Genomic DNA, 25,899 nt, shown 5'->3' on the forward strand with positions numbered 1-25,899 from the left:
GTTCCGAGACTTCTATGCCATGCATTTGATCAAGAACATGATATTTCGACTGCACCTGTTCCTTCTTGTGGCAGCCATCGGCTGGGTCATTCCAAGCACCGCGCCTGCACAGAACAACAGTTGGATGCTTCAGCAGCAGCGCCAGCAGATGCAGCTCCAGCAGCAGCGACTACAGATGCAACGGCAGATGGAGCAGCAAAGACTCCGCCAGCAGCAAATGGCGGATCAGCAGCGGCGGCAACGCGAGATGATGGCGCAGCAGCGTGCGCTCCGGGAACAGCAACGCCAGCAACGTGAACAAATGCGCCAACTTAGGGCGCAACGTGAACAACAAAAGCTTCAGAGAGATCAGCAGCGGACTCAGCGTGAACAGCAGCAAGCTCTTCGCGAGCAGCGCGCATCTCAAGATGCCGCCAGAGTGACGAGGCAGCAGCAGAGCGCTCAACGCCAGCAACAGACCCAGCGACAGGCGACGCAGACTTCGCAGCGCCAATCAGCACTGTCCGCGAAGCAGCAACAGGCCATTCGCGCACGCCTTCAACAGACACAAAAGACGAAGCAGCTTGATGATGCTCGGCGCCGAGCACAGCAGACCTTAGAACGAAAGAGAGTAGAGGACGCACGCAAGAAAGCTGAAACGGCAGCAGTCGTTTCTGCCCGAAATGCAATGCCAGCCGCCGCTGGCGGTGGTGGTTCGGGAAAGCCGCCTAATGGTCAGCCAAAGGCGGCCAACGATAACCGTCGTGTCGCAGTTTCTGCAAAGTTGCCGAACACTCCAAAATCTACTGTCATCAAGTTTCCTGGCCCAAAACTGCCCGACACCATTGCGGCCACCTTTCAGGATGGCAAGTACTCTAACGTCAAACTCTCGTCAGATAGAATTATGTATAAATATCATGGTGTTGACAATAGAACCGGTCAAAAAGTAACATGGCTAACTGATCGAAAATACTCAAATGAAACTGAATTGAGGAGAGACTTGGCTATTAAGAAGGAATGGGGTGTCAAACTTACCAGTGTTTCGGCATTCAAGGTTCCCAAGGGAACATGGATAAGTGAAGGCAAGGCTGCTGGTCAGGGTGAGGCATACCCTGGAGGTGGGTATCAAGCTGTTGTTCAGAATGTCCCAAAATCTTGGCTCATTCGTACTGATAGAGCATTCCAATGAGTGAATTGAACTTAGCCGAATTGTGTCAGTCACTTGGTTCAGAACTTGCGGGATCGAACAAGAGTGACACCGCAGATTACTTTTTCGATCTTGCCAAAAAATTCTCTTCAAGGGAAAAACAGGAAAGTATTGATGCTGCACGTGAACTACGCACTAGCGGGGCTATCGTGCAATACGCTGGGTTCTCGGATCGTCAAATTCAAATATTTGATCAAATACAAGAAAAAGCCAAGCTGATCCTAGAGAGTTAAAATCAAGTGTCATTTTAATAGCAATTCCAGCGTATTCTGCGAAAATTGCCGTATCTGGACTGAATCGCACTCGTATCTATTCGTAAGAGCGAATGCGCCGTTTCCTGTACTCCCCGCAAGATTAAGCATAGTCATTTCATCGATGTTTTCCTTTGCACGTGGCAGGAGGTTTGGGAGGTAGCTTTCGTACAGGAAAAGTGTGTGTTCAAGTCTCTCGACATCAGCGCCGTCTTCCTTCAGCGCTTCAGCATATCGGTTTAGCTCGGCAGAGTCGCCGCAACTCGCCGCAATCGTTTCCATCATCACGTAGAGGTAAGCCAAGTATTTTGGTTCATAGTAGGTTGCTACTTGGTCGGCAAATTGTGGCATGAGCTGTATCGACATTTCATATGCCGCCGTGGCGACTTCAGGCCACGTTACGCCTGTAGGATCAAAAGATACTGTTTCGGGGGTATCAAACGGAAAAAATCCGGCTTCTTCCGCTTGTGTCCAGTAGCTGTCGGCCAGATCGAAATCTGCGGTGACGCCTTCCCCATTGGAATACATTTGCCCGAGGTAGTCCAACGCTCCGCCATGACCTTCCGCAGCAGCAATTTCGAAGAACGGCAACGCATCGTCGAAGAGTGCAGCGGCGTGGAGCACGCGCCCAAGGTGGAAATTGGTGAGTGGGTCGTCAGGAGATTTATCAAGCTCGCTAATGCATGCTTCAATCGCTGTTTCGAGATCGTCTGGGGCAATGAACTCAGAGCCGAGCAGTCCGTAGCGACGGTTTGGGTCGGACGGATGTGCGGCGAGGCGGTCGCAGAGCGGAGCATTCTCATCAGCGATCCTGCGGGCGTCCCGAACACTCTGCCCCAAAGGCAAACCATCTAGCCCTTCTAACGCGAAATCCCATCCCGTCTCGTGGTAGCTGATGCGTGCAGTATGGATTACTGCGTCCACTTTAGTGGAGCGCGCGTCAATCAAAGCGGTCTGGACTTCTGGGCACTGTTCTTTGATCCCTCGCAGCCCTTCGCCAAGAACTCCAGACACATAATCGGTGTAGTTGGACGTTTGGCCTATCTCCAGTGGCTGCGCGTATTCACCTTGAACAGTCTCGGCGCACCATGGCTCGCCGCGGACGCTCACAGACTGGCCATATTCATCCTTTGCGATCTGCGTCCATCCAGGCCTCTCATCCTGAGCCGCATCGCGTGAATGCTGGCGAAAGTCATTGAGTTCCCTTTGAGCAAAGGCGATGAGTCGCGCTTCGTCAATGAATTGGCCGTCATTCGAATAAGTTCTCAGCAGTGAAACCGCGCCATTGTCCTGGCGTCGATCCAGCTCGCGAACATAAGATGAGATATCTCCAACCAGAGACCACCCCATAACGGTGATGTAGTCACCGCTGCGATACCCAGCCAAGTAGGCTGGACCGTCCTGTTCCAAAAGATCAATCACAGTCCATTTGCGGTCTGACGCATTCCCGCGTGGGTCAACAGTTACCTCGGCAACAGTCATGCCGAGCAACTCTCGCGAGAACGCTTGGCGTTCATCATCCAAAGATGATGTTTGCGGCTTGCCGGAGATTGCTACTTCGTCAGACGGAGTAACTTGGGGCGCAGGAGCAGCGGCTGGAAACAATTCGGGACTCTGCCCCGCGATGTACTCAACCGCTTCGCCAAGCGTCGCAGGGCATTCGGGCAGATACGGGCCAATCGCAATCAGCGGGTGCACATTCGTACTTGAGCCTCGGAAATCCGACAGCTTGTCAGGCGCAACTTCCACAGAGATAGGGTTAGCCCAGAAGGCGAGTTGCGGCTTTACCCATTGATGAAACGCACTGGCTTGTGAACCAGGTTTAAAATCTTCCCCTTGCAATCTGTCATACCGGCACGTGCGGATTTGAGGAGCTGATTGCACGGCAGCTCGAATGTAATCAGGGAAAAGATTAGCTTCGGGCACAGTGCAATATTCGGAAGATTTTACGCATCCTAACTCCTCAATCCAAACGTTCCAAATGTTCGTTTCACTGAGCGGAACGCCAGTCTCTAAGTAGAATAAGGGTGTCACGTAGGCGATGAGATTGGAGAGAGTATCGGCATAACCGCCAGCAACGTTACCATTCTTGGCCCATGCGGTATTGTTGAGATCAATCTCGTTACTATCCACCAATGGCACGTAATAGTCAGACGAGTAGTAACCTGACCGCCCGTAGTAATTTTCATCAATTGGATCGGGTAGATTGAGAGCGGCTCGATCCGCTGGCGTTTCGTATAAAGCAATTGATGGAGTTGTTACCACCTCGTCGTCCGTCACGGCGGTTCTTTGTGTCGAAGTCGGTTCCGTTACCGTAGATGAAGGAACTGCCGCAACCTCTCTTTGGACTTGCGCGGTATTCGCGGCGACGACGTCAGGTGCTCTCTCTTGCACGATCCCAAAGCACTGCTCGCGCAAGATATCCCATGCCTCAGAAAGGCCAACCTGCGACAAATAGACGAAGTCGTTGGTTCTAAGAACGACTTCGCGTGCGCTCTTGCCGAAATCAAACAGCCCGTCATTCGCAGATATCGTTGCTCGATATACGCCGTCATCACCTCGGGTCATCGCGAGGTTGCCGTACCCGAATATTCCGACATCAAATGCGTTCGGATAACTGCCATCGCTATTGTAGAGAACGGCAGGGGCAATTGCGACCTCCCCATCGCCAGTAGCGCCAGAGTCTCTGACGCACGTAAGTGCCATTTTCCAGGGACGGTCCTCACCCAGATACGCAGCAACGATGCTTCCGCCTATGTCATCTTGGAACACCCATCGATCTTCATCAGGCTTGGTGAACCAAGTCGGTCTGTCTGGGCGCTGTAGCAACGGGCCTAAGCCAATTGTCGGGCTTGTTGACCCCGAGGGTGCGAGCGGTGGAGGACTCGCGGTCGAATTGGTTGTGCGGGAGCTCGCGGCCTCTTGGGTAGGTGCCGCACTCGGCAAACCTGCTATCTGTCGTATCCGCTGAGATTGCATATCCATGGATTGTGCGAGGCACTGGACATTCGCACCGCAGCTGTCTCTTTCCGCGAGCCAAGTCTTCTGGAGCGCAAGTAGTGCTGCTTGCATGCTTTGATCGAGCTTCGAATGTGCCTCACCATAGACGGCACTTAGCTCAAGATCGCGTTTCGCCAGTTCGCTGTTTGAACAGATCGCTTTTTCTGTCGGGGTGCCTGCCCGAGCACAATCAAAACTTGGTTTGATTGCTACCGCCTGACCAAGTGGGGTCTGGCAAAACGTCTCCAACTCTCGGATCGCTGCCGATGATCCACGAAGAGCGACAGGAACACGAGAGCCAGAAAAAACTTCGACAATCTCGGCGACATTGCCAGACTTCAGCCTTTCAATGATCGGGTGGGTGATGGGAATGTTGATAGCAACCTTCAACTCAGGTTGAATGAAGACAGCCTGCGCACGCCCCAAGCCCGCCCCGTCAACCAAGACTTGAAGTTGAAAATTCCTATCGGCTGCCTGTGAAGGGTTCAGCCCAAACGCCTCGGGCGAAATTAGTAGATTGAAGAACCCTGGCTCATGAGGCCGGACATATCCGCCTGGGTAGTTCGCTGGCACCGCTCCTGCGCGTGTACAGCCGAGTTGAATAGTCGTGCCACCTAATGGTTCGAGAATGGCTGAGCCGCGCCATTCGTGGACATCGCGCTCAAACCTCCAAGATTGTGCCACAGCACTTTGCGCCAACGTAGCGAGCGCAATACCCAACCCAACAAACAAAAACTTCTTGCCCAATCTGCCCGGCATCTCGGCGAACCCCACCAGCGATTACATACCTGCTCAGGTTAGTCGCCACAGCTTACGCCGCGCAAGCCTTCAAAGCTTGCGGATGGGTTTTCGATCCCAAATGACGGGTTTGCAGCCAATAGATGATCACGCTAGGCTTGGCTGCAATCGAACCTGGGGTCGAAAAGGCAGTGTCAGAGCAACCTGACTTGAGGCTGGTTGCCTGCCGCTCTACCCTGCCCCCATGGAAAAACGCGACCCGTTCAAGTACTTCAAAACCAGCCCTGAAATCATCCGCCTGGCAGTGATGATGTATGTTCGATTTCCACTCTCATTGCGGAACGTCGAAGATCTACTCCATGAACGCGGGATCGACGTAAGCCATGAATCTGTCCGCTTTTGGTGGAACAGATTTGGCCCGAAATTCGCCTCAGAAATCCGACGCTGTCGAATTCAGCGAATGCGGGCCTGGTCGAACTGGCAATGGCATCTGGACGAGGTGTTCGTGAAAATCAACGGTCAGACCCACTACATGTGGCGCGCTGTCGATCACGAGGGCGAAGTGCTGGACGCCATCGTTTCAAAGCGACGCGATCGCAAAGCGGCATTGAAATTCCTCAGGAAATTGATGAAACGCTACGGTCGGCCCGAACACGTCGTGACCGACAAGCTCCGCTCCTATGGCGCCGCGATGAAGGAAATCGGCAATGCCGACCGCCAGATGACGGGGCGCTGGCTGAACAATCGTGCCGAGAATTCACACCAACCATTCCGACGACGAGAACGTGCCATGACTCGCTTCCGGCGTATGCGAAGTTTGCAAAAATTCGCCGCCATCCACGCCTCAGTCCACAATCTGTTCAACTCGGAGCGCAGCCTCTACTCAAGATCAAATTTCAAACTGAACCGAGCCACCGCTCTCGCCGAGTGGCGCGGTCTTTGTATGACATAAGCGGCAGCGTCCCTGCCCTAGCCGAGACTGGTTCGAATTTGTCTGACAGCTCCCCTGCCCTTGCTGAGACTGGTTCGAATTCGTCTGGCAGCACCGCACCGCTTCGTGGCTGACATCGATGCCTCGTTCGTGAAGCAGGTCCTCGACGTTCCGCAGCGAAAGTGGAAACCTGACATACAGCATAACGGCCAGACGGATGATTTCCCGGCTGGTTTTGAAATACTTGAATGGATCGCGTTTCGTCATTCAGGCAGGCTAGGCCGCAGCCGATTGCGTCTCAACCCGGTTTCCTTTGACAGTGCCCCTGCATGGGATTTTGGACAAAGCAAAAGAATTGTCGGGGCCTGTAACGGCCCTTGTAGCAGTTGCCGCATTGGGCGTCACCGGAGGCTATACTGTGTGCAGGCTGACGTTGACTTCTATGGATGCAGTGGACAATGAGGCGAGTTTCCTTTTGACTTGCTCGTAGCGGCCCACGGCCGACATTCGCCTCTCTTGAATCGAACGACCACTTGGCAATCGAAATGATCAACTACAAAGATACCACCGTTCGGTGCCCAAGCTTGCCAGCTGGCTTTACTCGCACCAGTTAAGATTTCCGACAACTTCTAAGGAAACATCACTTACACTCGAAGTCGACTTAGGAGCCCTAATAGTACCGACTCTGAATACGGCTTAGGGCATGAGACAGTTGCTCGCTTTCCCGGCTGGAATGGTATTCCTCCGGATATGGTTCCGCGCCCTCGGCTATCTCGCGGGCGATCCCGGTCAGGCGCTCCAGAGGGCGCACGAAATGCCGCGTAAACAAGATCGAGAAGACGCCCAGGAGGCCCAGCAGGCTCAGAAGACTGACCCACATCGCAACGGACAATTCCGAGGAATCCTGGCCGTAGGACGCCGGAGGCACGCGCACGACGACCGAAAGCCGGGTCGGCGGGGCATTTCCGACAGCCAACTCCGGCGCGACGGCATAGATGTTCTTAATGCCCTCCTCGTCCTCAATGATCTGGGCTGATCCGATATTGAGCGACAGGGAGCCCAAGCTGGCCGGGGTGAGATTCACCCGAGCGTCTTGGTCCGGTCCGAAGACGGCGCGGCCGCGCTGGTCGATAACATAGGCGAGAAGGCCCAGTTCATCTGCCGCCGCACGGACATAGTCCCGGAGCCAGCTCACCTTCAGGCTGTAGGTGTAGACGCCGCGGATCTGGCCTTCGGGGGACTTGACCGGGACGGCGATGTTGATCACGTCCTTCCTGTCATGCGCCTGATCGGTGGCGGAAGAGGTCAGCTCGCCGAAGAATGGCCCCCGCAGCCCGCGTCGGTACCAGCTTGCGCCGGATACGGCTGTCCCTTCCCGAAGGCCGTTTGTGCCAACCCGGATCGTACCGGAAAGATCCGCCAGTCCCGCCCACGCGACCTGTCCGCCAGCCTGTACGACGGCATCCGCGAAGGCGCGAACCTCGTCGTCTTCTTTGACGGCAATCTGATCGGCGACAGCTTGCAGACTTTCCCATTCCCGTTCAAGCACGCGGGAGACGGCCAGACGCAGCGCCTTGGCTCCCCGGATGGCGTTGTCTGTCTCGACACGGGTCTCGAATTCGCGCGCATGCTGGTGGATGGGCCACCAGATCGCAAGGATTCCCAAGAGGCCAGAGATCATGACGAAGCCGATGATCGACGTGGCAAGGCGTGGCGCGTGCATTTGCGGAATACGGGGGGAGGCGGTTTCCATCTGGGACATTTGTCAAGGGCCAGTCATACTAACGATTGTGGGCCATGCTCTTCCCGCCTTGCAACAGGCAACGCCGGTGCGAGCGCCCGGTACCAGTGACCAACGGATAGGGGCGAATTTTGGCGACATTAAGGATAATGGCTTTGAATTCGCCTAATAGTGGCAACAAGATGCTTCTTGCCGGCGATCCTGCCGGATCGGCGAATATTTTCCTGCCTGCCATACTATCGTCAATTTAGTTGTTAGAATTACCGAAAAACTTAACCATCGATTGTGAGAGGGTTAGAGCTTGCGGTATCTGCGCCTGTGTATTGGTTTTTTCCTCCTGTTCGGGGCGCTTTACGTCATTGTCGTGGAACAGATGACCGGCGCCAGCTCGAATGCATTCATCAATGCCCCACTCTTGACGGCTCGTGCGCCCGTTGCGGGGGATGTTGCCCTTCCGGATCGTGTGCCTGGCGCCGTTATCAAGAAGGGCACGACGCTATTCTCCGTCGAAGATGCCAGGGCCGACCGGGTGCGCCTGGACGACCTTCGGCTTGAAAGGGATTTGTTGGCGGCAGACCTTGAGCGCCACGAAGCCGAACGGGATGCACGGCAGGACGCGCTGCGCTGGATCGAGAGTACGGCCGACAAGTACGCCGCCGGCCGGACGCGAGAGCTTGAGGTGGTCGCAGGCGTGCCATCCTCCGGACCGAACACGCCGAGCCGTTCTGCATCGGAAGCAAACACCGGTCTCGTGGAAGAAAACAAGCTGGCGCCGGACGAAGACAACCTGGGACGCTTCCTCGAACTGTCCGGCGCGTTCCTGGACGGCGCCGCCGGGAATTTCGACGATATCGAGACCCTGCAACTGCAAGCCGCGCGAAACGCGGTATTCCTCGACGATTCCGCGGGCGCGGCCTGGAACATGGCCCTGCGGCAACGCGAAGTGGCGACATCGCTCGCGCTTGTCGAGGCGGATATCGCCCGCACCCAAGACCAACTGGCAGCTTACGAAACCCGCATTGAACGGGAGCTTTCGAGCCTCGTATCGCTACGCGGTGATACGCTGGCCTCGCCGATCGACGGTGTTCTCTGGCAGGAATTGACCGCCAACGGCGTAAACGTCCAACGGGGTGATCCCATCATGAACATCGCCGACTGCGCCTCGGTGCTGGTCACGCTTTCGGTGTCGGAAACCATATACAATTCGCTTTCCACCGGCGACGCGGCGACGTTCCGCCCGCTTGGCGGTGACAGGGTGATGCAGGGCACGGTCGCACGCCTCGCCGGGTCGGGCGCGGCCTCGGTCTATGCGGGCATGGCGGTGGCCCCGAGCGAAGAACACCTTCAACGCTACGACGTTGCGCTTGTCGTCCCGGAGCTGCGGGCCTCCCCGGCGGAGGGGTGTAGCATAGGCAGGACGGGCCGCGTGTTCTTCGATGACCGCCCACTCGATATATTGTGGAAGTTCTGGGAGTAATGCTTCCGAACCTCTACCTCGGCGACGTGGGCGCGAGCCTGATGCACTTGGTTCCGATCCTCGGGGCGGCGATGATCCTGCCCAACGTCGTCGACCGGAACAACACGTATCACCGTATCTTCCTGTTCGTGATCGCGATCGTTTTCGCTGTCAGGTACGCATGGTGGCGCACGACCGAAACGATCGCCCCGGTGGGCTGGACGCTTGATTTCCTTGGCAGCGGTCTGCTGCTGGGACTTGAGCTTATGGCAATCGTGAGCTCGATCAGCGCTTTCGTCATCCTCATGCGCCACCGCGACCGTAGCCCCGACGCCGACCGCAACGCCGGCTGGTGGGGAGACACGCCGCCGAAGGTCGCGATCCTGATCGCGACGTATAACGAAGAGCTGGAGGTGCTCGAACGGACAATCATCGGCTCCAAGGCCCTCCGCCACCCCGACAAGGAAGTCATGGTTCTCGATGACGGGCGCCGCGACTGGTTGCGGGATTTCTGCGAGGATCACGATGTCACCTACATGCGGCGCCCCGACAACAAGCACGCCAAGGCCGGGAACATCAACCATACGCTCCAGGTTCTCTGGGCGCGGGAGACGCCACCCGACTACGTGGCCGTGCTGGATGCCGATTTCGTGCCGCATCGCGGATTTCTATCACGCACGCTGGCGCTGTTTCACGACCCGACCGTGGGCCTGGTGCAAACGCCCCAGCACTTCTTCAACGCAGACCCGATCCAGCACAACCTCGGGATCAGCCGCTCCTACCCCGACGAGCAGCGCTTCTTTTTCGACGATATGCAGCCCTCGCGCGATGGCTGGGGTGTCGCCTTCTGCTGTGGGACATCCTCGATCATGCGGCTGGACGCATTGAAGGATATCGGCGGCTTCCCCACCGACAGCATCACCGAGGACTACATGATCACGCTGTGCCTGCAGAATGCAGGCTGGCACACCGCCTACCTCAACGAGCCGCTGACCGAAGGGCTCGCCCCGGAAGGCTTGAAGGAATACGTCACGCAACGCTCGCGCTGGTGCCTGGGGATGATGCAGATCGCGCGCAGCCGGGTCGGTCCGTTTCGCAACAACGGACTGCGCCTGCGCGACCGCTGGAGCGTCATCGACGCCAGCCTCTACTGGATCACCACATTTCCCTTCCGGGTCGCGGCCATGGTTTTCCCGTTGCTCTACTGGTACGGGAACATCACCGTCGTGGATGCCAGCCCGGCCGATGTGATAACCTATTTCGGCTGTTTCTTCGTCTGGAACCTGATGGCGATCAACCTGATGTCGCGCGGCAACGTGGTGCCGATCCTGACCGATGTCAGCCAGTTGCTGGGCGCCCTGCCGATCACCCGCGCGGCTTTCACCGGCTTGGTGCAGCCAAAAGGCCACCCCTTCAGTGTGACCGCCAAGGGTGGGGACCGCAGCCGCATCGTGGTGCAATGGAACATGCTGGCCCCTTTCGCCATCCTGCTTGGTCTTACGATTGTCGGGCTTCTGCTGGGTATCATCACCGACCGTTTTGCCTTCAACGACGCGGGCGAAGGCAAATGGGTCATACTCTTCTGGACGATTTACAACATGATCGTGCTGACTCTGACGATCATCACCTGTGTGGAACTGCCCCGGCGCGAACGCCACGTTGCCGACACGCCCGAGCGCGTCACCTTCACCTCGGGCAGCGTTGCAAAGCGCATGTGGGTGACCAGCCTGACTCAGGATACAGCCCGGCTGCGGGGCGACCTTTTCAAGGTCGGAACCTACGGAAAGATCAACCTGCCGGGGGTTGGCGAACTGCCGGTCTTCGTGCTCGCGCAGACAGCCGACGGAGTGCGCGTGGAACTGATGCCCGACGAGGAACAGCGCGATGCCCTGTTCATGAAATTCTATACCGAGAACAATACGCCCGGTATCAGTGTGGTGGACACTTGGAACATGCTGGGTGACATGGCGCGGCGCATCTCGCGCATCAGCCGCGCCAGGACAGGCCGGAAAGGAGCAACACATGACCGCAGGAATTAGAACAATCGGCTATGCCGTCGCGATGCTCGCCCTCACGGCACCGGCGGCACAGGCCGACGGAGAGTTCTATCAACTGGATCTCGGCGAAGACACCACGACGGCCGTGATCTCGGTCGAGCGGGGGCGGCTGGCATTCGGCATGGTGTTCAGCGACTATACCGGGCCGGAGGATCTGAACCTGATGGCCAGCTACAAGTTCACGCTGGGAACGCCGGTAACCTTCCGCGCCGGGCCTGCCATCCAGCTCGAAGGGTTCGAGACGGTCAAGGGCGGGCTACGGGTTGTGGCCGAGCATTACCAACCAACAAGTTTCGGGAGCATCTTCCTGCTCGGCGAGTTCACGACGATCGATCGCGGTTACTTCACCCTTGCGGCCATCGGCCTCAACAAACCGGACGTGACATTCGAGTTCAGCTATCTCGGTGACGACGACGGTTTCCACGACACGGTGGCGGCGGTGGCTTTCGGAATCCCGAACACCGAGACAAGTTTTCGCGCCGGCTACAAGTTCGATACCGAGGAAAGCTTCGTGGGCATCTCGATCAACACGTTCTAACTGGAAGAACCAAGTAACCCTGTGCATTTCCGCCAAAGCGGACACTGGTGATCAGCGCAGCGAATGACTGCTCACCGCCGCATTTTCACCAAGGATGCGCGGCGCATAATTTGGCCATATGTACACGGTCCGAAACGTCTTGGTGAACCAATAGAACCGACCTTTCGATTCTGGCTTCCCCCGCCCTGCCCCAACGCAGACTGCTTCGAATGCCCTCACAGCAACCAATCAAAGGCTCAGCCCCGCACTTGGAACCGAGCCAGTAACGCCCTATGCGGATCCAGATTGCAAAGCAGTCATACGCTCCTCTTCCAGCCAAGATTCAAGCCAGTTCGTGGAAACATCACCCGCCCGGACATCGGCGTTTCTGACAAGTGCAGCGTAAAGGGCTGCCGTCGTCGGACCGGGGCCGATGGACAGTTCGCCAAGGGCACCTGCCAGACGGTCAAGCGCGCGCGCGCGCGATACATCCCAGACGATCAACTTTCCAAGCAGCGAGTCATAATAAGGCGGAATCCCATACCCTTCGTATATGCCGGTGTCGAACCGAACCCCCGGCCCTCCGGGTATCTTCAGGGTCTCAACGACTCCGGGTGCCGGTAAAAAGCCATTCGCCGGATTTTCCGCATTCAAACGCACTTCGATTGCGTGACCCGCACACCGGACATCTTCCTGACCGATTGTCAGCGAACCGCCCCCTGCAATCAGGATCATTTCGCGCAAGAGGTCCACACCAGTGATCATTTCAGTCACCGGATGTTCGACCTGAATACGCGTATTCATCTCGATAAAGTAGAACGCCTCGCGATCCATATCATAGAGATACTCAAGCGTCCCGGCACCGCGATAACCGACCTCTTGTGCCAAACGCACGGCCGAGGCGCACAGCTCTTCGCGCACAGCCGCCGGTAGCATCACGGCGGGCGCTTCCTCCCAGACCTTTTGTCGACGTCGCTGAAGCGAACATTCCCTCTCGAACAAATGGATGGCAGATTTACCGTCGCCCAGAATCTGAACCTCGATGTGGCGCGCCCTTTGGATGAAGGCTTCGACATAGAGACCGTCATCGCCAAAACCCGCCCGCGCTTCGTTCATCGCGGTCGGTAAGGTATTCTCGAGTTCGGCACGCGAATGTGCAACCCTGATGCCGCGTCCACCGCCGCCCGCCGCCGCCTTGACCATGACCGGATAACCGATCTCTTCGGCAACCGTGATCGCCTCGGCGATGTCCGTGATGCGCCCCTTGCTTCCGGGCACGACGGGAACATCGGCGGCAATGGCCGCCGCGCGCGCATTCACCTTGTCGCCCATGCGTTCGATGGTCTCGGCATCGGGCCCACAAAAAATCAGGCCCATTTCCTCGACGCGGCGCGCGAATTCCGCATTTTCGGACAGAAACCCATAGCCGGGATGGATCGCATCTGCCCCGCTTTCCTTTGCGGCTGCCAGGATACGGTCGATATTCAAATAGGATTGATTTGCGGGGGCCGGACCAATCTCGACGACTTCGTCGGCAAGCCGTGCCGCAAGCATATCGTAATCGACTGTGCTGACGACCTGTACGGTGCGAAGCCCAAGATCACGTGCCGCACGGATGATACGCACCGCGATCTCGCCCCTGTTGGCGATCAGAAGCGTCTTGATTGTCCGGGTCATCAGTTACTCCTCAATCTCGCAGAACGCGACGCCCGGTTCAAGTTCTTCTCCATCCCCGATGAGAAATCCGCGGAACGTGCCCGCAACTTCCGCCGTGATCGGCACGAAGGATTTCATCAACTCGACCAGAGCCAGCGTATCGCCGACCGCCACCGCATTACCCGGTTTCTTGAAAGGCTCCGAATCGGGTTCGGGCTTGTGATACAGAAGTCCGGGCATCGCTGCCTCAATCTTGATGATAGCCATCTGAGAATTCCTTTTTACGTCAGGGTCCGCTCAAGCACGCGCTGGAGAACGGCGAGGAAATAGTCTGCGTTGTCCTGGGTGAAAACCAAGGGTGGTCGAATCTTGAGGACGTTGGCAGCTTTGGCGCAGCCGGAAATGAGAACCTTTTCGTCCCTGAGCCCGTTGACGATCGCCGTCGCAAGCGCGGCATCCGGTGTTTTCGTCTCGGGGTTCGCGACCATGTCAACACCGATGAAAAGACCGGCACCGCGTACGTCGCCGATCTGCGGGTATTGCGCCTGTAGTCCCCGCATGCGTTCGCGCAGGTAGTTGCCTACCTTGCGGGCGTTTTCGACAAGATCTTCTTTTTGAATGACGTCCAACACTGCCGCCGCAGCCCGCACGGCAACAGCGTTCCCGCCAAACGTGTTGAAGTAGCGCGCCTTGCGCCCGAATTCCTCAATCACGTCGGGGCGTACTGCGACGCCCGCCACCGGATAGCCATTCCCCATGGGTTTGCCCATCGTCACCAGATCCGGCGTGACATCGTGGCGCTGAAAGCCCCACATGGCATCCCCCGTACGGCCAAAGCCGGATTGCACCTCGTCGGCGATGTAAAGCGCCCCTGCGGCCTTTGCTGCCGCGACAGCATGCTTGAGAAAACCGGCGGGGCCGTCAAACACGCCATCGCTTGCGAAAATCCCGTCACAGATGAACAGCGCCGGCTTGATCCCGTGACGTTTCAGATCCGTAAACGCAGCGGCGACGGCGTCGCCGAACTCTTCGGCCATTCCGGCGCCCATACGGTAGGAATCCGGTGCCGGAACGGTCCGGACATGCGGCCCTAAATCGACGTTTTCTCCAAGCGACGGGGAAAATTCCGATACCGACTGGGTGATGCCGTGATAGGCGGTTTCGGTCACGACGATCCCGGTTCCGCCTGTATAACTTTGGGCAATTCGAACCGCGAGGTCATTCGCGTCCGATCCCGTGCATGTGAACATCATATGACCGATCTCGTCGGGCATCGTCGCAAGCAGGCGTTCCGCGTAATCCAAGATCGACTGGTGGATATAGCGCGTATTTGTCGCCAGGGTCGCCGCCTGATCCGCAATCGCTTCGACTACTTCGGGACGGCAATGACCGATGGATGTCACGTTGTTATACGCATCGAGATAGGCTTCTCCTTGCGGATCATAAAGCCAAACCCCCTCGCCCCGCACCAGATGCAAAGGACGCTCATAAAACAATCGATAAGCCGGTCCCAGCAATTCGCTTCGGCGCCGGATCATTTCCGTTGTGGCCGTGTCGAGTTCGGTCTTGCCTGCTACAAAGGCATTCACCATGCCTGCATCGGTGTTCATGTTTCACTCCAATCCACAAGCGAGCAAAAGTCGCGCTTTTACTTGATTTCGGTCGAGCGCGGCAAACCCCGCCATCGCGCGTCTGGCCGGACCGTTATTTCGCAAGATATAGGCGCCGTTCTCCGGATACCTCCGCGCGCGCCATTCGGTAATCGTGATCGACGTCACAAGGCGCATGACGATCAGGTCGCGCATAAGTTCAATTTCGGTTCGCAGAAGCGGCGTCACCTGATGATAGGCCGCAATCATTCGCGAGACACTTCCCAAAGCATCGACAGGATGATCCGCAAGGTACGAGGCAGCGACCGCAACGTCGATGGCAAGGCAGGTTTCGACCATGTCACCGAAATCTATTACACCAGTTATGCGGGATGTGTCGTCGGGGCAGACCATCACGTTGTGATGGTTCAAATCGTTATGAACCACCTGATGACGCAGTGCTGCTAGCCTCGGCTGAACGTCGGCCTCGTAATATGCAAGTTCCTCACGCACGGCCCGCCCGACGGCATCCATCGGCACCGCATGCAAGAGCGGCCTCAGCCGCCCTGCATGGCGAATATCCCAAAGAAGGTCCTGCTTTGCCCCGTCGTGGGAAAAATCGCGCAATGCACGTCCCACACGTGCCAGAACGGTCCCGATCGCCGCTTCGATCGCGGGCGTGATCGCGACCTTGTAGAGAGGTTCTCCCTGAAGCCATGTCAGGACGCGGACCATGCTTTGCCGCCCGTCTGCAAGGGTGACTGGCGCCTGGTATTCGCCGCCTTTGGTCGCCACCAGCTTGGGTACAGGCAAATCCGGATCGTGACGCTCGATCCACAAAATGCCTTGCGTCTGGAAATCGGTCGTAACGCGCGCTTCTTCCGGATTCGAAATCTTGAGAACATATTCACGCCCGTCAGAAGCCGAAACATGGAAATTCTGATCTCGCTCACAGGCGACTTCCGTAAGCACGGCGTCAATCCCGAAGCGCTCTTGTAGCAAGCCGGTCGCCTCTTCCTGCGTCATGCAAGGCGGCGTGCTTCCCAGTAATCCGGCAAGAATGGGATCGCGTTCCAGCGCCGACAATTCCGGTAATCCCGTTTCAGACACGTTCCAACACCCCGGCCCGTGTCGCGGCATCGATCCCGGCGCGCAGGTCCGTCGCTTCGGCACGGTCAATACAGCGGAAATTCAGAACCTCGTTCGGCTTGACCTGCCCAAGTTTCCAAAGGGCCGCGCTCGCCACAGTGAACGGATTGATGAACCCGCCGGTACTTGGGGAATCATGCACAAGGATGATCGGTGTCTGACCGGCCAGGTTCACCGCACCCAGCGGATACCCGTGATCGATTATGTTCGAAGGATCATGACCGTGATCGGCATTCTTGTTCAACGCCCTCTCGGAGAAAGCGAACTCAGGCCCGGTAAGCCGTATCCCGGTGCGGCTGCTCTTTGCCTGGACTTTCCAGTCGGCTGAAAAGAATGTCTCGATCATCTCTTCGCTCAACCAGTCGTCATTTGGCCCCTTCAGGGCTTCGATCGACCAGCGTTTGTCACTCGTGATAACCGGACGCCTGGCTTCGGGGATCGTGAATATCTCGTTCGCTTCGGTACCGTTGCCGAGCGGCACATCCTGACCGGCAACAAGCGCACAGCCCCCGACACCCGCCTGATGGAACACCGCTCGTGATCCAAGAACCGACTCCGTGGCGATTCCGCCGGAAATGGCAATATAGGATCGGGCGCCGACAATTGCCGCCCCAAGCGCCAGTTCCTGCCCTGCCCTGACCTCTGTCGTCGTCCACATGGGAACGGCTTTACCATCAAGCACCGGACGCATGTCTGCGCCAGTGATCCCGATCCGGCAATCTGACTGGAATTTCAGCGTCGGCCCCAGAAACTGGCATTCAAGCGCCGCGGTGTCACGGTCATTTCCGACAAGTAAGTTCGCCTGCCGAAAGGACCATGCATCGAATGGACCGGAAAAAGGGAACCCTTGTTCCAGAAAACCGATCCGGCCCGGCAGTTCCTGTACGCAGGTTTGCAGACCGGGTTTCATCACCGTAAAGCTACCGCTCATTGCTCTGCCTCCTGCGCTTTGGCCCAGTCCAGATACCGATCCACCGAGAACACCTGATAATCGACGATGTCATGACGATAAGTGCCGTCCTCGACCCGCGCCTTGATATCCTCGTATTCCTCAAGGTCGACAGGCGCGAAACGCACCCTGTCACCGGCCCGGAACAACGCCAGACTGTCCTTGAAATCCGGCAAACGCTGCTCACCGTCATAGGTCGATGCCGGAGTGTGCCCGATCAGTTGATAGCCCCCCGGCGTCGCATCCGGATAGATGCATGTCAAAGCACCGCCGATCCCTATTGCGCCTTTCGGTGTATGCGTCCTCGGAGGATTGTATTTCGGCGCGATGATCCGTGCGCGGGGATGCAGCGGCAGGAGCGAACAAAGTCCGGGCCAAAATCCCAACGCCGCAACCCAATATTCGGTCCCCGAATGAAGACGTTTTAACGCGGCCCGATCCGGCAAATCATTGAGCTGGCAAACAAGCTCGGGATCGGTCGTCTTTTCGGGGTAACTCTTGCGGTAATCCGCGATGCAGGCCGTCGTTTCCTGGTCGAAATACAGAACGGGAATGGTTATCAGGCGACTGGGCAACGCGCCGGTCGCCCCGCGACCAAGTTCGGCGTAGATCGCTGAAACCTCGCGACAAAGATCCTCGTATGTCATGATGTCGGGATCGTAAGAAATCTGAAATGACGCCAGTTCCGGGATCAGGTCCAGAATGGCCTCGAATTTCGCGTCCCGGACGGCGGCGACCAGCTTGTGAACGATAAAGTTGATCGTGAAATCCATTTCATCGCCCAACTCGACTTCGATCGCGCAATCGCCACCCGGATAAAATCTTGGCTCATCATAAAGCATCCAGTTGATTTCTCCTTTGTTTTGCCGACCCAAGCCGGAAAGGCTGAAGGGGGGAAGTCAACGCATATGTTGCATTTTTCGATATATCATATATCAAATAGCGTCAATGACATTTATGTGTATCTTGTGTTGAAATGCGCTATGCGTTGCGATGAAAAAGGAAGTCGGCGTATGAAGAAAATCGAACATCACTCTTTGAGCGACCGGGCCTATCAGGCCCTGAAGGACAGCCTGCAAGAAGGGGTTTTTCCCCCGATGCAACCGCTGGTCATCCGCACGCTTGCCAATGAATACGGCATTTCCGCAACGCCGATCCGGGAAGCGCTTCAAAGGCTCGTCGCCGAGCGCCTTCTCATCGTCTTGCCAAACCGCTCCATCGTCGTTCCGCGCATGACGCGCAGTCTTTTCCTCAACATCATGCCGATCCGCGTATCCCTCGAAGGCCTGGCAGCACGCCTGGCTGCGCCCAACTTTTCCGGCAAAGATATCGAGAAACTTGAAAAACTGGTCGAACGGGTCGCGAACTCGACAAAGACCTACGACGCGCAAACCTACCTTCTGCACAATCGCGAATTTCACTTTGCCATCTACGAAAAGTCCGGCAACCCGGAACTCCTTCAACTGATCGACGATCTGTGGCTCAAGGTGGGGCCGGTCTTTACCGGCCTTTTCGATGACACCTATTTTCGCGATCACGCCAATGACGAGCATCAGAATATCCTCCGCGCGATCAAGGCCGGAGATGGTGAAGCAACCGAACGGTTCATGCGCCAGGACATCGACATCGCCGCCAAAGCCCTGCTGCCGCTCATGCCGGACGACAGCACCGAATAGGCCCCATGGCCCCGAAAGTCGGATGCGTCGAACGCAGCGATCATGAGGTCTTGTTCAGCTTGGCAAAGAGCAGCCAGAATGTCCCCGCCAGCAATGGCAGCGTCAGAACCAGAATGATCGACGACAGCGAGAATATGATAGGCACCTGACTTTGCTGCGCTGCGGCCTGCACCCAGTTCCACACGGGCATCGTTTCGGCTGTTCCGCGCAGGAATATGGTCCTCATGACCTCATTGAAGGACATGAGGAACCCGAAAAGCCCCGCGCTCACGATACCCGGCATCAGGATCGGAAATTCGATATCCCGGAAGATCTGCCAGTCGGATGCCCCGAGATCGCGCCCCGCTTCGACCAGGCTCTGATCGAAACGCAGCGTGACCACCAGAACGATCAACAGCGCATAAGGCAACGCCCAGACGTAATGCCCGACCGCGACAGACCAGAACCCCAGATCGAACCCCAGAACCGACCGCGCGAAAATGAAAAGCGCCGCCCCCATCGACATCCCTGGCACGAACAAGGGCAAAACGAACATCATCAGCATCTTGCCCGGGCGGTGCATCTTGGGAACGGCGCGGCCAATGACCGTCGCGGTTATCGCACTGACAAGGCCGATGATCAGACCGATGGCGATGCTGGCGACCATTGGCATATGCCATGCATCGCTGGCAAACAGTGCGTGGTAATGTTCCAGAGAAAACGGGCCGGGAATGCCCGATAGCGGATCGCGGGAAACCGAAAGCAGGACCAGCCACAGCAACGGAAAATAAATCAATCCAAGCATCCCGAGGCCAAGCCATTTCCCGGCCGTTTTCCAAACGGGTTTGAAACTGATCTCCAGTTTCGTGTCAGTTTCCGAAGCCGAAAGAACGGACAGTTCAGTCATTGTGTTTCCTCAGATCAACGAAATGTCAGGCCAGAAGCGCCGAAACGCCGAAGGACCAGAAGAAGGACACCGAGCAGCACCAGCAACAGCGCGATAACGAAGGTCGAAAGCGCGGCAACGACCGGATAGCGCAGGGCGGTGTAGGCACTCTCGATGGAACTGGACAGAAGGTTCACAAAACCACCGCCCAGCATTCCGGGTTCGACCCATGCCGCCAGCGCCGGACCCAGTGTAAAGACAAACCCGGCAACCACCCCCGGCAATGCCAGCGGGAAAATCACGCGCCAGAACGTCTGTGACGGAGTGGCCCCAAGGTCATTCGACGCTTCGATCAAACTGTCGTCGATCAAGCTGATCGCCATATAGATCGGCAGGACCATCGGCGGGAAAAGCGCTGGGATCATACCGAAATGAACGGCAAATTCCGAATACAACATCCACTCCACGGGTGAATCGGTCACGCCGGTGGACAGCAGGATCGTGTTGATAAGACCGTTCTGACCCAGTATCGCGCGCCAGACGATGGTTCTGGAGGACAGGTCCAGAAAAAACGGGATCGTCAGAAGTGCCAGAAAAATCGCACGGCTCGATTTGCTGATATTCGACTTTGCCAGCCATAGGGCGAATGGAAACCCGACCGCAAGTTCGATCATCGTAACCGTCAACGCCACGCGCAGGGTTCGCAATGTGACCTCGAAACGACCCGAGGCGAACAATCCTGTCCAGGTGTCCAGGCTCGGGGTGAATACCGTCTGGAAATACTCGGTCGTGAAAAAGCTGTAGACGAACAAAATGATAAGCGGAACGATCACCACGACGAACCAGGTCAGCGCGATCGCGGCCAAAGCCACCTGAGAAAATGACAGCGATGTCTTGAATCGCTTTGCAACGGCCGGTTGCCCCGGTGCCGTGGACAGGTTTTCCATCTCAGTGTTCATGGTCGGCTTTCGAAGTTTTCATGAATGGCCCGCAGGGTTTTCTGCCCCGCAGATATGCGCCCCCCTCGGAAAGGGAGGCGCTTGCATTATCCTTGACGATCACGCGTTGAGAAAACGCTGCCACTGGTCTTCGATATCCGCAGAATTTTGCGGCGTCGTTGTCGATACGAAGGGTTTGGAGAACTTCTTGGCGACCTTGGCCTCGGTCGCCTTCAACGCGGCGACTTCCTCTTCGGACCAGCTATTCTCCTCGGCATAGGCTACGCCAAGATCCATGTTTGGGCCTGCATAGCCACGGTCGCGTGCCTGAAGCGCACGATATTCACCGCTCAGGAAGTAGTTCAGCACCTTATAGATATTGGCGACATTGTCACGACCCATCGCCTGTTTGGCGACATAGGCGCCATGGCCCCACTTGAAGTAGCCTTCCTTGGTATAGGCATACCGCGTCGCATCGGGACCCAGCACAAGATTGGCCTCCCGAACTGCGGGCTCCCAGCAATTGATCACGTCGACTTCTTCATTCGTAAGAAGCTGAATCTGTTCTTCGAACGCACCATAGAGCGTACGGAACTGGCCCGCCTTCTTACGCTCGATCAGGAAGTCGGCGACAACCTTCGCCTCATCACCGGTCATGTCGGCGACATTCCCGATTTCCGCCGCGCCCTTGGACTTCAGATAAAGCGCGGCACTCGGAAAGGAATAAGCCCAACCCTGACCATAGGCGACACGGCCGCGCGTGCCCTCGTCGTCGAACATCAGCGACCAGGACAACTCTTCCTCGCTATCGGGCGCAACCCCCAGTTTCTCGGGGAAATAGCCGAAGCTGTCGGCATTGCCGATCACCGGAACACCCCACTGGGTGCCTTCTGCATCCGTCACGACGTCCGAGCGCTTCCAGTCGTCCGAGGTCCGCTCCCAAAGCGACAGCTCGGGATTTTCGGTGTCGATCTCGGCATAGAAACCGCGCGGACCCAGAATGTCTTCGGTGCCACTTTCAAAAATGAAAATATCGGTCGAGTCGCCAAGATTGGACGCCATGATGTCCCGCATGAACACGCCGACATCGTTGCTTGTCCCGCTAAGTTCGCAGCGCACACCGATGCTGGCCTCCATGGGTGCCCAATCCTTGAGCGCGGCAGTCGGAACGCCATATGCCTTCACCACCGGCAAATCCTGCGCCTGTGCGGCAAACGGCAACCCGGCCACGCTGCCTACGGCTGCGGTTCCCGCAAACGCCGTCATGCCCTGCAACATGGAACGACGTGTCAGTTCCACCTGGGAATAGGTTGAAAATTTGTCTTTCATTTTTCTCTCTCCTGTTGGCCGCTGCTTCTGGCAGCGGATATTCAGACGTTGCCATTGGCAAAGATGACAGCGTCAGTCTCTTTCCAGCCGACCCGGCTGGCGGTTTCATTTTCCATGGGCGCGCCATGCCAGCTCCGCATCCGCAGTGAGCCCGCGACGGTGTCCATCACGATGTCGGTGTATTTGCCGCGGTAAACCTTGCTCTTTATCGTTCCATCGATGCCGTTTTCGCCCTGCCCGACGGGGCCGAGGCGCTCAGCGCGCAAGGCAATGCTGACCGGGCTGCCCACGGCCATTTCAGAAGAAACCAGCTTGCCGCGCACCACGGCGCGACCATCCAGTTCGATTTCGCCCACGTCGCCGTCACGACGCACCAGACGACCATCCAGAATGTTCTCGTACCCCATGAAATCAGCCGCAAAGCGCGACACGGGATGATCGAAAAGATCAAGAGGCTCACCGCTTTGCTCGATGCGACCGCGCCGCATCAGAACGACCCGGTCGCTCATCGTAAGGGCTTCTTCCTGCGAATGGGTGATGTAGACAAAGGTCATGTCCAGCTTGCGCTGAAGATCCATCAGTTCCAGTTGCATATCCTGACGCAACCGTTCGTCGAGCGCCCCAAGCGGTTCGTCCAAAAGCAGGACTGCGGGTTTCGTGACAACCGCACGCGCAAGCGCAACGCGTTGCCGCTCACCCCCCGAAAGCTGACGAATGTTCCTGTCGGCCTTGGCCTCCAGTTGCACCATCGCCAAGGCCCGGTGCGCCTCTTTCAGGGCGTCGCTTGCGGGCACTTTGCGAATTTTCAGACCATACGCGACGTTTTCGACCACCGTCATATGCGGGAAAAGCGCATAGTTCTGAAAAACCGTCGTGCAGCGGCGCTTTGCCGCCGGAACACCCACAACGCTTTCGCCGCCGATACGCAGACAGGAAACGGAGGTCGGCGTCTCGAGCCCTGAAATGACGCGCAACATGGTTGTCTTGCCCGATCCGCTGGACCCCAGAATGGTCAGGAACTCGCCTTTCGCCGCCGAAAGCGACACATGCAAAAGCGCCGTCACCGGTCCGTATTTGTGGACGACATCACGCACCTCAAGCATGGGTTCCGCATTCATATCTTTCATCTCGTTTCCTTGATCATATGCCGTTCAGTTCCTCAGAACCGCCGCCTCCAGCGTCATCATTTGCAAAGCGAGGGAAAGCGCGATTTCCAGCAGGCTGCGTGACAAATCCACAGGGTCGGAAACCTTCGGCACATCCGCATCCCAATCTGCATACCCGGCGTCCTGCCCTACATTGACGCGCAGCTTTTCCGCCGGCGCGCGCAAGGCGCCACTCACGATCCGCCGTGCAGCGCGTTCTTCCTGACTGTGTGCGTCGAGCGCATCGACAAGATCCGCGACGCGAACCAGCCCCCTGCCCGCGCCTTCGATTGTTCCGTAGGCTTGCGCCGAGCGGATGGAACTCAGCGCCCGCCGCACCTCGTTCGTCAGCCCCGGAGCCGCCGCATCCGGCCCGACCGACAATTCGACCCATCTTCCCGCAAGGCGGGACTGGCGCCGTTGTGTGTGTTCGCGATCCAGTGACAGATAGCGGTTGCGCGCCACCTCGGCGGCAATGACCTTTAAACGCAACGCGATCTCTTCCTCGTCGCCCTTGGGATCGAGAAACGTGATGCGCTGACCTTGCCTTTTCAACCCGATCGCGGCCCCAAGCATGTCCGGCGTAAGACGGTCCAGACTATGCCCCGTTTCCTCGGAGATCATAACCGATCCGGTCGCTATCGCCAAATCCGTCAGCACTTCTGCCGTCCGGGGGCCTTTGTCGACGGGCACGAAAGCGCAGACGCGAAGTATCCCCGCAACACGGTTGCGCTCCAGAACCTTCCTCGCGTCCCCCTCCAGCCCACGCGCGGCGATAACCAGACTCTTGTCGCTCTTTGCAAAGCCCTCGATCACCGGCAGAAGCGGCTTGAGATCCTGTATGACATCGTTCACGACCAGAACGAACACGCGGTCCATGTCGGTCAGCGTCCCGCCAAGCAACGGCTCCATATCGGCGATAAAGCCCTGGCTCACCGCAAACGCGACACCTTCTTCGGGGTGATCGGAGACCTCGACATGGCCGTCTCGGCCTGCATGGATGATCGCCTCACGCAGCCCTTCGGCCGCATCCTCCGGCAGATCGAACGCTCTCAGAACCGGGGCCGGATCATCAAATGCCGATGTACACGACGCAAACGCCGCATTCACTTGGGGAAAAAGCCCCGACACCGCCCGCAACAAGACTGTCGGGTGAAGCCCCGCAGCCACGGCCTTGTTGCTGGCAGCCAGGGCGGCTTCGAACATCGCGGCAAGCCGTGCGGTCCCGTCCTGCAAATCCTGATCCGCCCCAACGAATGTTTCGCGCAGCAATTTCTCGGCGGCGCTTTGCCCGGTAAAATGGCGAATGATATCCGCCCCGGTTTGCGCGCGCCGCGCAGACCCGCCCTGCGAATAGAGAGCGGTTCGCCCCTGAGGCCCCAGTTTCGCCGCCGCAGCACGCAATGCCGGCGAAAGCCTGTCAGACATCGCAAGGGCACTGTCAAAGCAAACCGGGTTGAGACGCAATCGGTAGCGGCCTATCCTGCCTGAATGACGAAACGCGATCCATTCAAGTATTTCAAAACCAGCCGGGAAATCATCCGCTTGGCCGTTATGCTGTATGTCAGGTTTCCGCTTTCGCTGCGGAACGTCGAGGACCTGCTGCACGAGCGAGGCATCGATGTCAGCCACGAAGCGGTGCGCTATTGGTGGCATCGCTTCGGCCCCCTCTTCGCGGCGGAGATCAAAAAGCACCGCGTGGCCGGAATGAAATCCAGCCGATGGCGCTGGCACCTAGACGAGATGTTCGTAAAGATCAACGGCGAGAGGCACTACCTCTGGCGAGCTGTAGATCACGAGGGGGAAATCCTGGAGAGCTTCGTGACGAAAACCCGCGACAAGAAGGCGGCACTAAAATTCTTAAAGAAAGCAATGCGCAAGCACGGTCGCCCGGACGTGATTGTCACGGACCGGCTGCGTTCTTATGGAGCCGCGTTGAAAGAGATCGGCAACGCTGAGAAACAGGAAACCGGCCGCTGGTTGAACAATCGCGCCGAGAATTCCCACCTGCCGTTCCGAAGGCGAGAACGGGCAATGTTGCGCTTCCGGCGACTACGAAGTTTGCAAAAATTCGCCGCCGTCCACGCCTCGGTCTACAATCTGTTCAACTCGGAGCGCAGCCTCTACTCAAGATCAAATTTCAAGCTGAACCGCGCCGCCGCTCTCACCGAGTGGCGTGGTCTTTGCATGGCATAAGGGGCAGCTAACCTGCCCTATCTGAGACTGGTTCGAATTCCTCTGGCAGCACCGGACAAACTGATCGGAATGGCGGGATCACCCGCTGTGGCGACCGGATGGTCCGGTCATTACTTTGCGAGGCCGCAACCGTCCTGCTCACCCGGGTCCAGAAATGGAATTGGCTCAAGCGATGGGGCATGCAGATCGCCCAACGAAGAGGCATACGCCGCGCACAGATCGCGGTCGCCCGGCGGCTGGCCGTGATCCTGCACAGGCTGTGGATCGACGGCACCGAGTTCCATGGCAGTCGTGCAAACGCCGGTAATCACGCCACAGCATGAAACCAAACACACGGAGGTTAAGGAATACAAAGCTGACATAGGATCCGCGACGGCGGATGTGTCCGGCAGGACGCGGGGCACGACGACATCGTCGAACTAGTTGTCGCTTCCGGAAACCGTTCTGGAAAGCACGTTGCTTCTGAGATTGATGCGTCGACCCTGTTCTGGTCCCAACTTGTGGCGGCCCCAACCTATAGCGGTGCGCCG

At 57.5% G+C, this 25,899-nt stretch carries 21 protein-coding genes and 2 pseudogenes; 9 read left to right on the forward strand and 14 right to left on the reverse strand.

The annotated features are described in order from the left end of the window. Nucleotides 1-19: 19 nt before the first annotated feature. Nucleotides 20-1,168 carry a hypothetical protein gene (locus KPG71_RS18015; RefSeq protein ID WP_216339905.1) on the forward strand — a complete coding sequence of 383 codons (1,149 nt, stop codon included), beginning with the start codon at nucleotides 20-22 and terminating at the stop codon, nucleotides 1,166-1,168. Next, nucleotides 1,165-1,419 (forward strand): hypothetical protein, encoded by a 255-nt coding sequence (locus KPG71_RS18020; RefSeq protein WP_216339907.1) that lies wholly within the window; start codon nucleotides 1,165-1,167, stop codon nucleotides 1,417-1,419. The genes KPG71_RS18015 and KPG71_RS18020 overlap by 4 nt, the downstream gene beginning before the upstream one ends. A gap of 9 nt (nucleotides 1,420-1,428) precedes the next feature. Here the strand turns inward: KPG71_RS18020 and KPG71_RS18025 are convergent, their stop codons facing one another. After that, nucleotides 1,429-5,211: a lysozyme inhibitor LprI family protein gene (locus KPG71_RS18025; RefSeq protein WP_216339909.1), complete on the reverse strand. Its 3,783-nt coding sequence runs from the start codon at nucleotides 5,209-5,211 to the stop codon at nucleotides 1,429-1,431. Between the two features lie 208 nt (nucleotides 5,212-5,419). Between KPG71_RS18025 and KPG71_RS18030 the strand changes: the two genes are divergently transcribed. Further along, a complete protein-coding gene (locus tag KPG71_RS18030; protein ID WP_216339911.1) occupies nucleotides 5,420-6,127 on the forward strand; it encodes an IS6 family transposase in 708 nt (235 codons plus the stop codon). Nucleotides 6,128-6,220: 93 nt separating this feature from the next. Here KPG71_RS18030 and KPG71_RS19690 read toward each other — a convergent pair. Then, nucleotides 6,221-6,373: pseudogene (locus KPG71_RS19690) on the reverse strand (IS6 family transposase); the annotation flags it as partial. A gap of 403 nt (nucleotides 6,374-6,776) precedes the next feature. Beyond that, a complete protein-coding gene (locus tag KPG71_RS18035) occupies nucleotides 6,777-7,868 on the reverse strand; it encodes a cache domain-containing protein (protein ID WP_216339913.1) in 1,092 nt (363 codons plus the stop codon). 280 nt (nucleotides 7,869-8,148) lie between these two features. Between KPG71_RS18035 and KPG71_RS18040 the strand changes: the two genes are divergently transcribed. Genes KPG71_RS18040 through KPG71_RS18050 form a run of 3 tightly spaced genes read left to right on the forward strand, consistent with a single transcriptional unit; the run spans nucleotide 8,149 to nucleotide 11,898 of the window. Continuing rightward, entirely contained in the window at nucleotides 8,149-9,324 is a 1,176-nt protein-coding gene (locus tag KPG71_RS18040) for an HlyD family efflux transporter periplasmic adaptor subunit (protein WP_216339915.1), read from the forward strand. Further along, nucleotides 9,324-11,342, forward strand: coding sequence for a glycosyltransferase (locus KPG71_RS18045; protein ID WP_216339917.1), 2,019 nt, complete (start codon nucleotides 9,324-9,326; stop codon nucleotides 11,340-11,342). Before KPG71_RS18040 ends, KPG71_RS18045 begins: the two co-directional genes overlap by 1 nt. After that, a complete protein-coding gene (locus tag KPG71_RS18050) occupies nucleotides 11,326-11,898 on the forward strand; it encodes a hypothetical protein (RefSeq protein ID WP_216339919.1) in 573 nt (190 codons plus the stop codon). The genes KPG71_RS18045 and KPG71_RS18050 overlap by 17 nt, the downstream gene beginning before the upstream one ends. A gap of 270 nt (nucleotides 11,899-12,168) precedes the next feature. Here the strand turns inward: KPG71_RS18050 and KPG71_RS18055 are convergent, their stop codons facing one another. From KPG71_RS18055 to KPG71_RS18080, 6 genes are read right to left on the reverse strand one after another with little or no spacing between them, the layout of a single operon-like run. Next, entirely contained in the window at nucleotides 12,169-13,554 is a 1,386-nt protein-coding gene (locus KPG71_RS18055) for an acetyl-CoA carboxylase biotin carboxylase subunit (protein ID WP_216339920.1), read from the reverse strand. A 3-nt stretch (nucleotides 13,555-13,557) separates the two neighbouring features. After that, nucleotides 13,558-13,800, reverse strand: a complete 243-nt coding sequence (locus KPG71_RS18060; RefSeq protein ID WP_253196363.1) for a biotin/lipoyl-containing protein — start codon at nucleotides 13,798-13,800, stop codon at nucleotides 13,558-13,560. A 14-nt stretch (nucleotides 13,801-13,814) separates the two neighbouring features. Continuing rightward, nucleotides 13,815-15,143 carry an aspartate aminotransferase family protein gene (locus tag KPG71_RS18065; RefSeq protein WP_216339922.1) on the reverse strand — a complete coding sequence of 443 codons (1,329 nt, stop codon included), beginning with the start codon at nucleotides 15,141-15,143 and terminating at the stop codon, nucleotides 13,815-13,817. A gap of 3 nt (nucleotides 15,144-15,146) precedes the next feature. Continuing rightward, complete coding sequence (locus KPG71_RS18070) at nucleotides 15,147-16,232, reverse strand: phosphotransferase (protein ID WP_216339924.1); 1,086 nt, start codon at nucleotides 16,230-16,232, stop codon at nucleotides 15,147-15,149. Next, nucleotides 16,225-17,202 carry a biotin-dependent carboxyltransferase family protein gene (locus KPG71_RS18075; protein WP_216339926.1) on the reverse strand — a complete coding sequence of 326 codons (978 nt, stop codon included), beginning with the start codon at nucleotides 17,200-17,202 and terminating at the stop codon, nucleotides 16,225-16,227. Before KPG71_RS18075 ends, KPG71_RS18070 begins: the two co-directional genes overlap by 8 nt. After that, nucleotides 17,199-17,993, reverse strand: coding sequence for an allophanate hydrolase subunit 1 (locus KPG71_RS18080; protein ID WP_253196364.1), 795 nt, complete (start codon nucleotides 17,991-17,993; stop codon nucleotides 17,199-17,201). Before KPG71_RS18080 ends, KPG71_RS18075 begins: the two co-directional genes overlap by 4 nt. Here KPG71_RS18080 and KPG71_RS18085 point away from each other — a divergent pair. Then, a complete protein-coding gene (locus KPG71_RS18085; protein ID WP_367397388.1) occupies nucleotides 17,964-18,896 on the forward strand; it encodes a GntR family transcriptional regulator in 933 nt (310 codons plus the stop codon). The genes KPG71_RS18080 and KPG71_RS18085 overlap by 30 nt on opposite strands. Before the next feature lie 40 nt (nucleotides 18,897-18,936). On the opposite strand, the gene KPG71_RS18090 is transcribed toward KPG71_RS18085, so the two are convergent. From KPG71_RS18090 to KPG71_RS18110, 5 genes are all read right to left on the reverse strand, one after another. Further along, nucleotides 18,937-19,782, reverse strand: a complete 846-nt coding sequence (locus KPG71_RS18090; protein WP_216339933.1) for an ABC transporter permease — start codon at nucleotides 19,780-19,782, stop codon at nucleotides 18,937-18,939. Between the two features lie 14 nt (nucleotides 19,783-19,796). After that, on the reverse strand, nucleotides 19,797-20,720 hold the full coding sequence (locus tag KPG71_RS18095; protein ID WP_216339934.1) for an ABC transporter permease: 924 nt from the start codon (nucleotides 20,718-20,720) through the stop codon (nucleotides 19,797-19,799). A gap of 99 nt (nucleotides 20,721-20,819) precedes the next feature. Continuing rightward, nucleotides 20,820-22,028, reverse strand: coding sequence for a PotD/PotF family extracellular solute-binding protein (locus KPG71_RS18100; protein WP_216339936.1), 1,209 nt, complete (start codon nucleotides 22,026-22,028; stop codon nucleotides 20,820-20,822). Nucleotides 22,029-22,069: 41 nt separating this feature from the next. Then, the gene (locus KPG71_RS18105) at nucleotides 22,070-23,155 is read right to left on the reverse strand and encodes an ABC transporter ATP-binding protein (RefSeq protein ID WP_216339938.1); all 1,086 of its coding nucleotides are present in this window, start codon (nucleotides 23,153-23,155) and stop codon (nucleotides 22,070-22,072) included. Nucleotides 23,156-23,179: 24 nt separating this feature from the next. After that, on the reverse strand, nucleotides 23,180-24,601 hold the full coding sequence (locus KPG71_RS18110; protein ID WP_216339940.1) for a TCP-1/cpn60 chaperonin family protein: 1,422 nt from the start codon (nucleotides 24,599-24,601) through the stop codon (nucleotides 23,180-23,182). A gap of 63 nt (nucleotides 24,602-24,664) precedes the next feature. Here KPG71_RS18110 and KPG71_RS18115 point away from each other — a divergent pair, with 63 nt between their 5' ends. Further along, on the forward strand, nucleotides 24,665-25,369 hold the full coding sequence (locus KPG71_RS18115) for an IS6 family transposase (protein ID WP_216339942.1): 705 nt from the start codon (nucleotides 24,665-24,667) through the stop codon (nucleotides 25,367-25,369). Nucleotides 25,370-25,419: 50 nt separating this feature from the next. Then, nucleotides 25,420-25,692: pseudogene (locus tag KPG71_RS18120) on the forward strand (transposase); the annotation flags it as partial. Between the last annotated feature and the right edge of the window lie 207 nt (nucleotides 25,693-25,899).

The sequence above is a fragment of the Roseovarius sp. PS-C2 genome (assembly GCF_018862045.1).
Classification (GTDB): domain Bacteria; phylum Pseudomonadota; class Alphaproteobacteria; order Rhodobacterales; family Rhodobacteraceae; genus Roseovarius.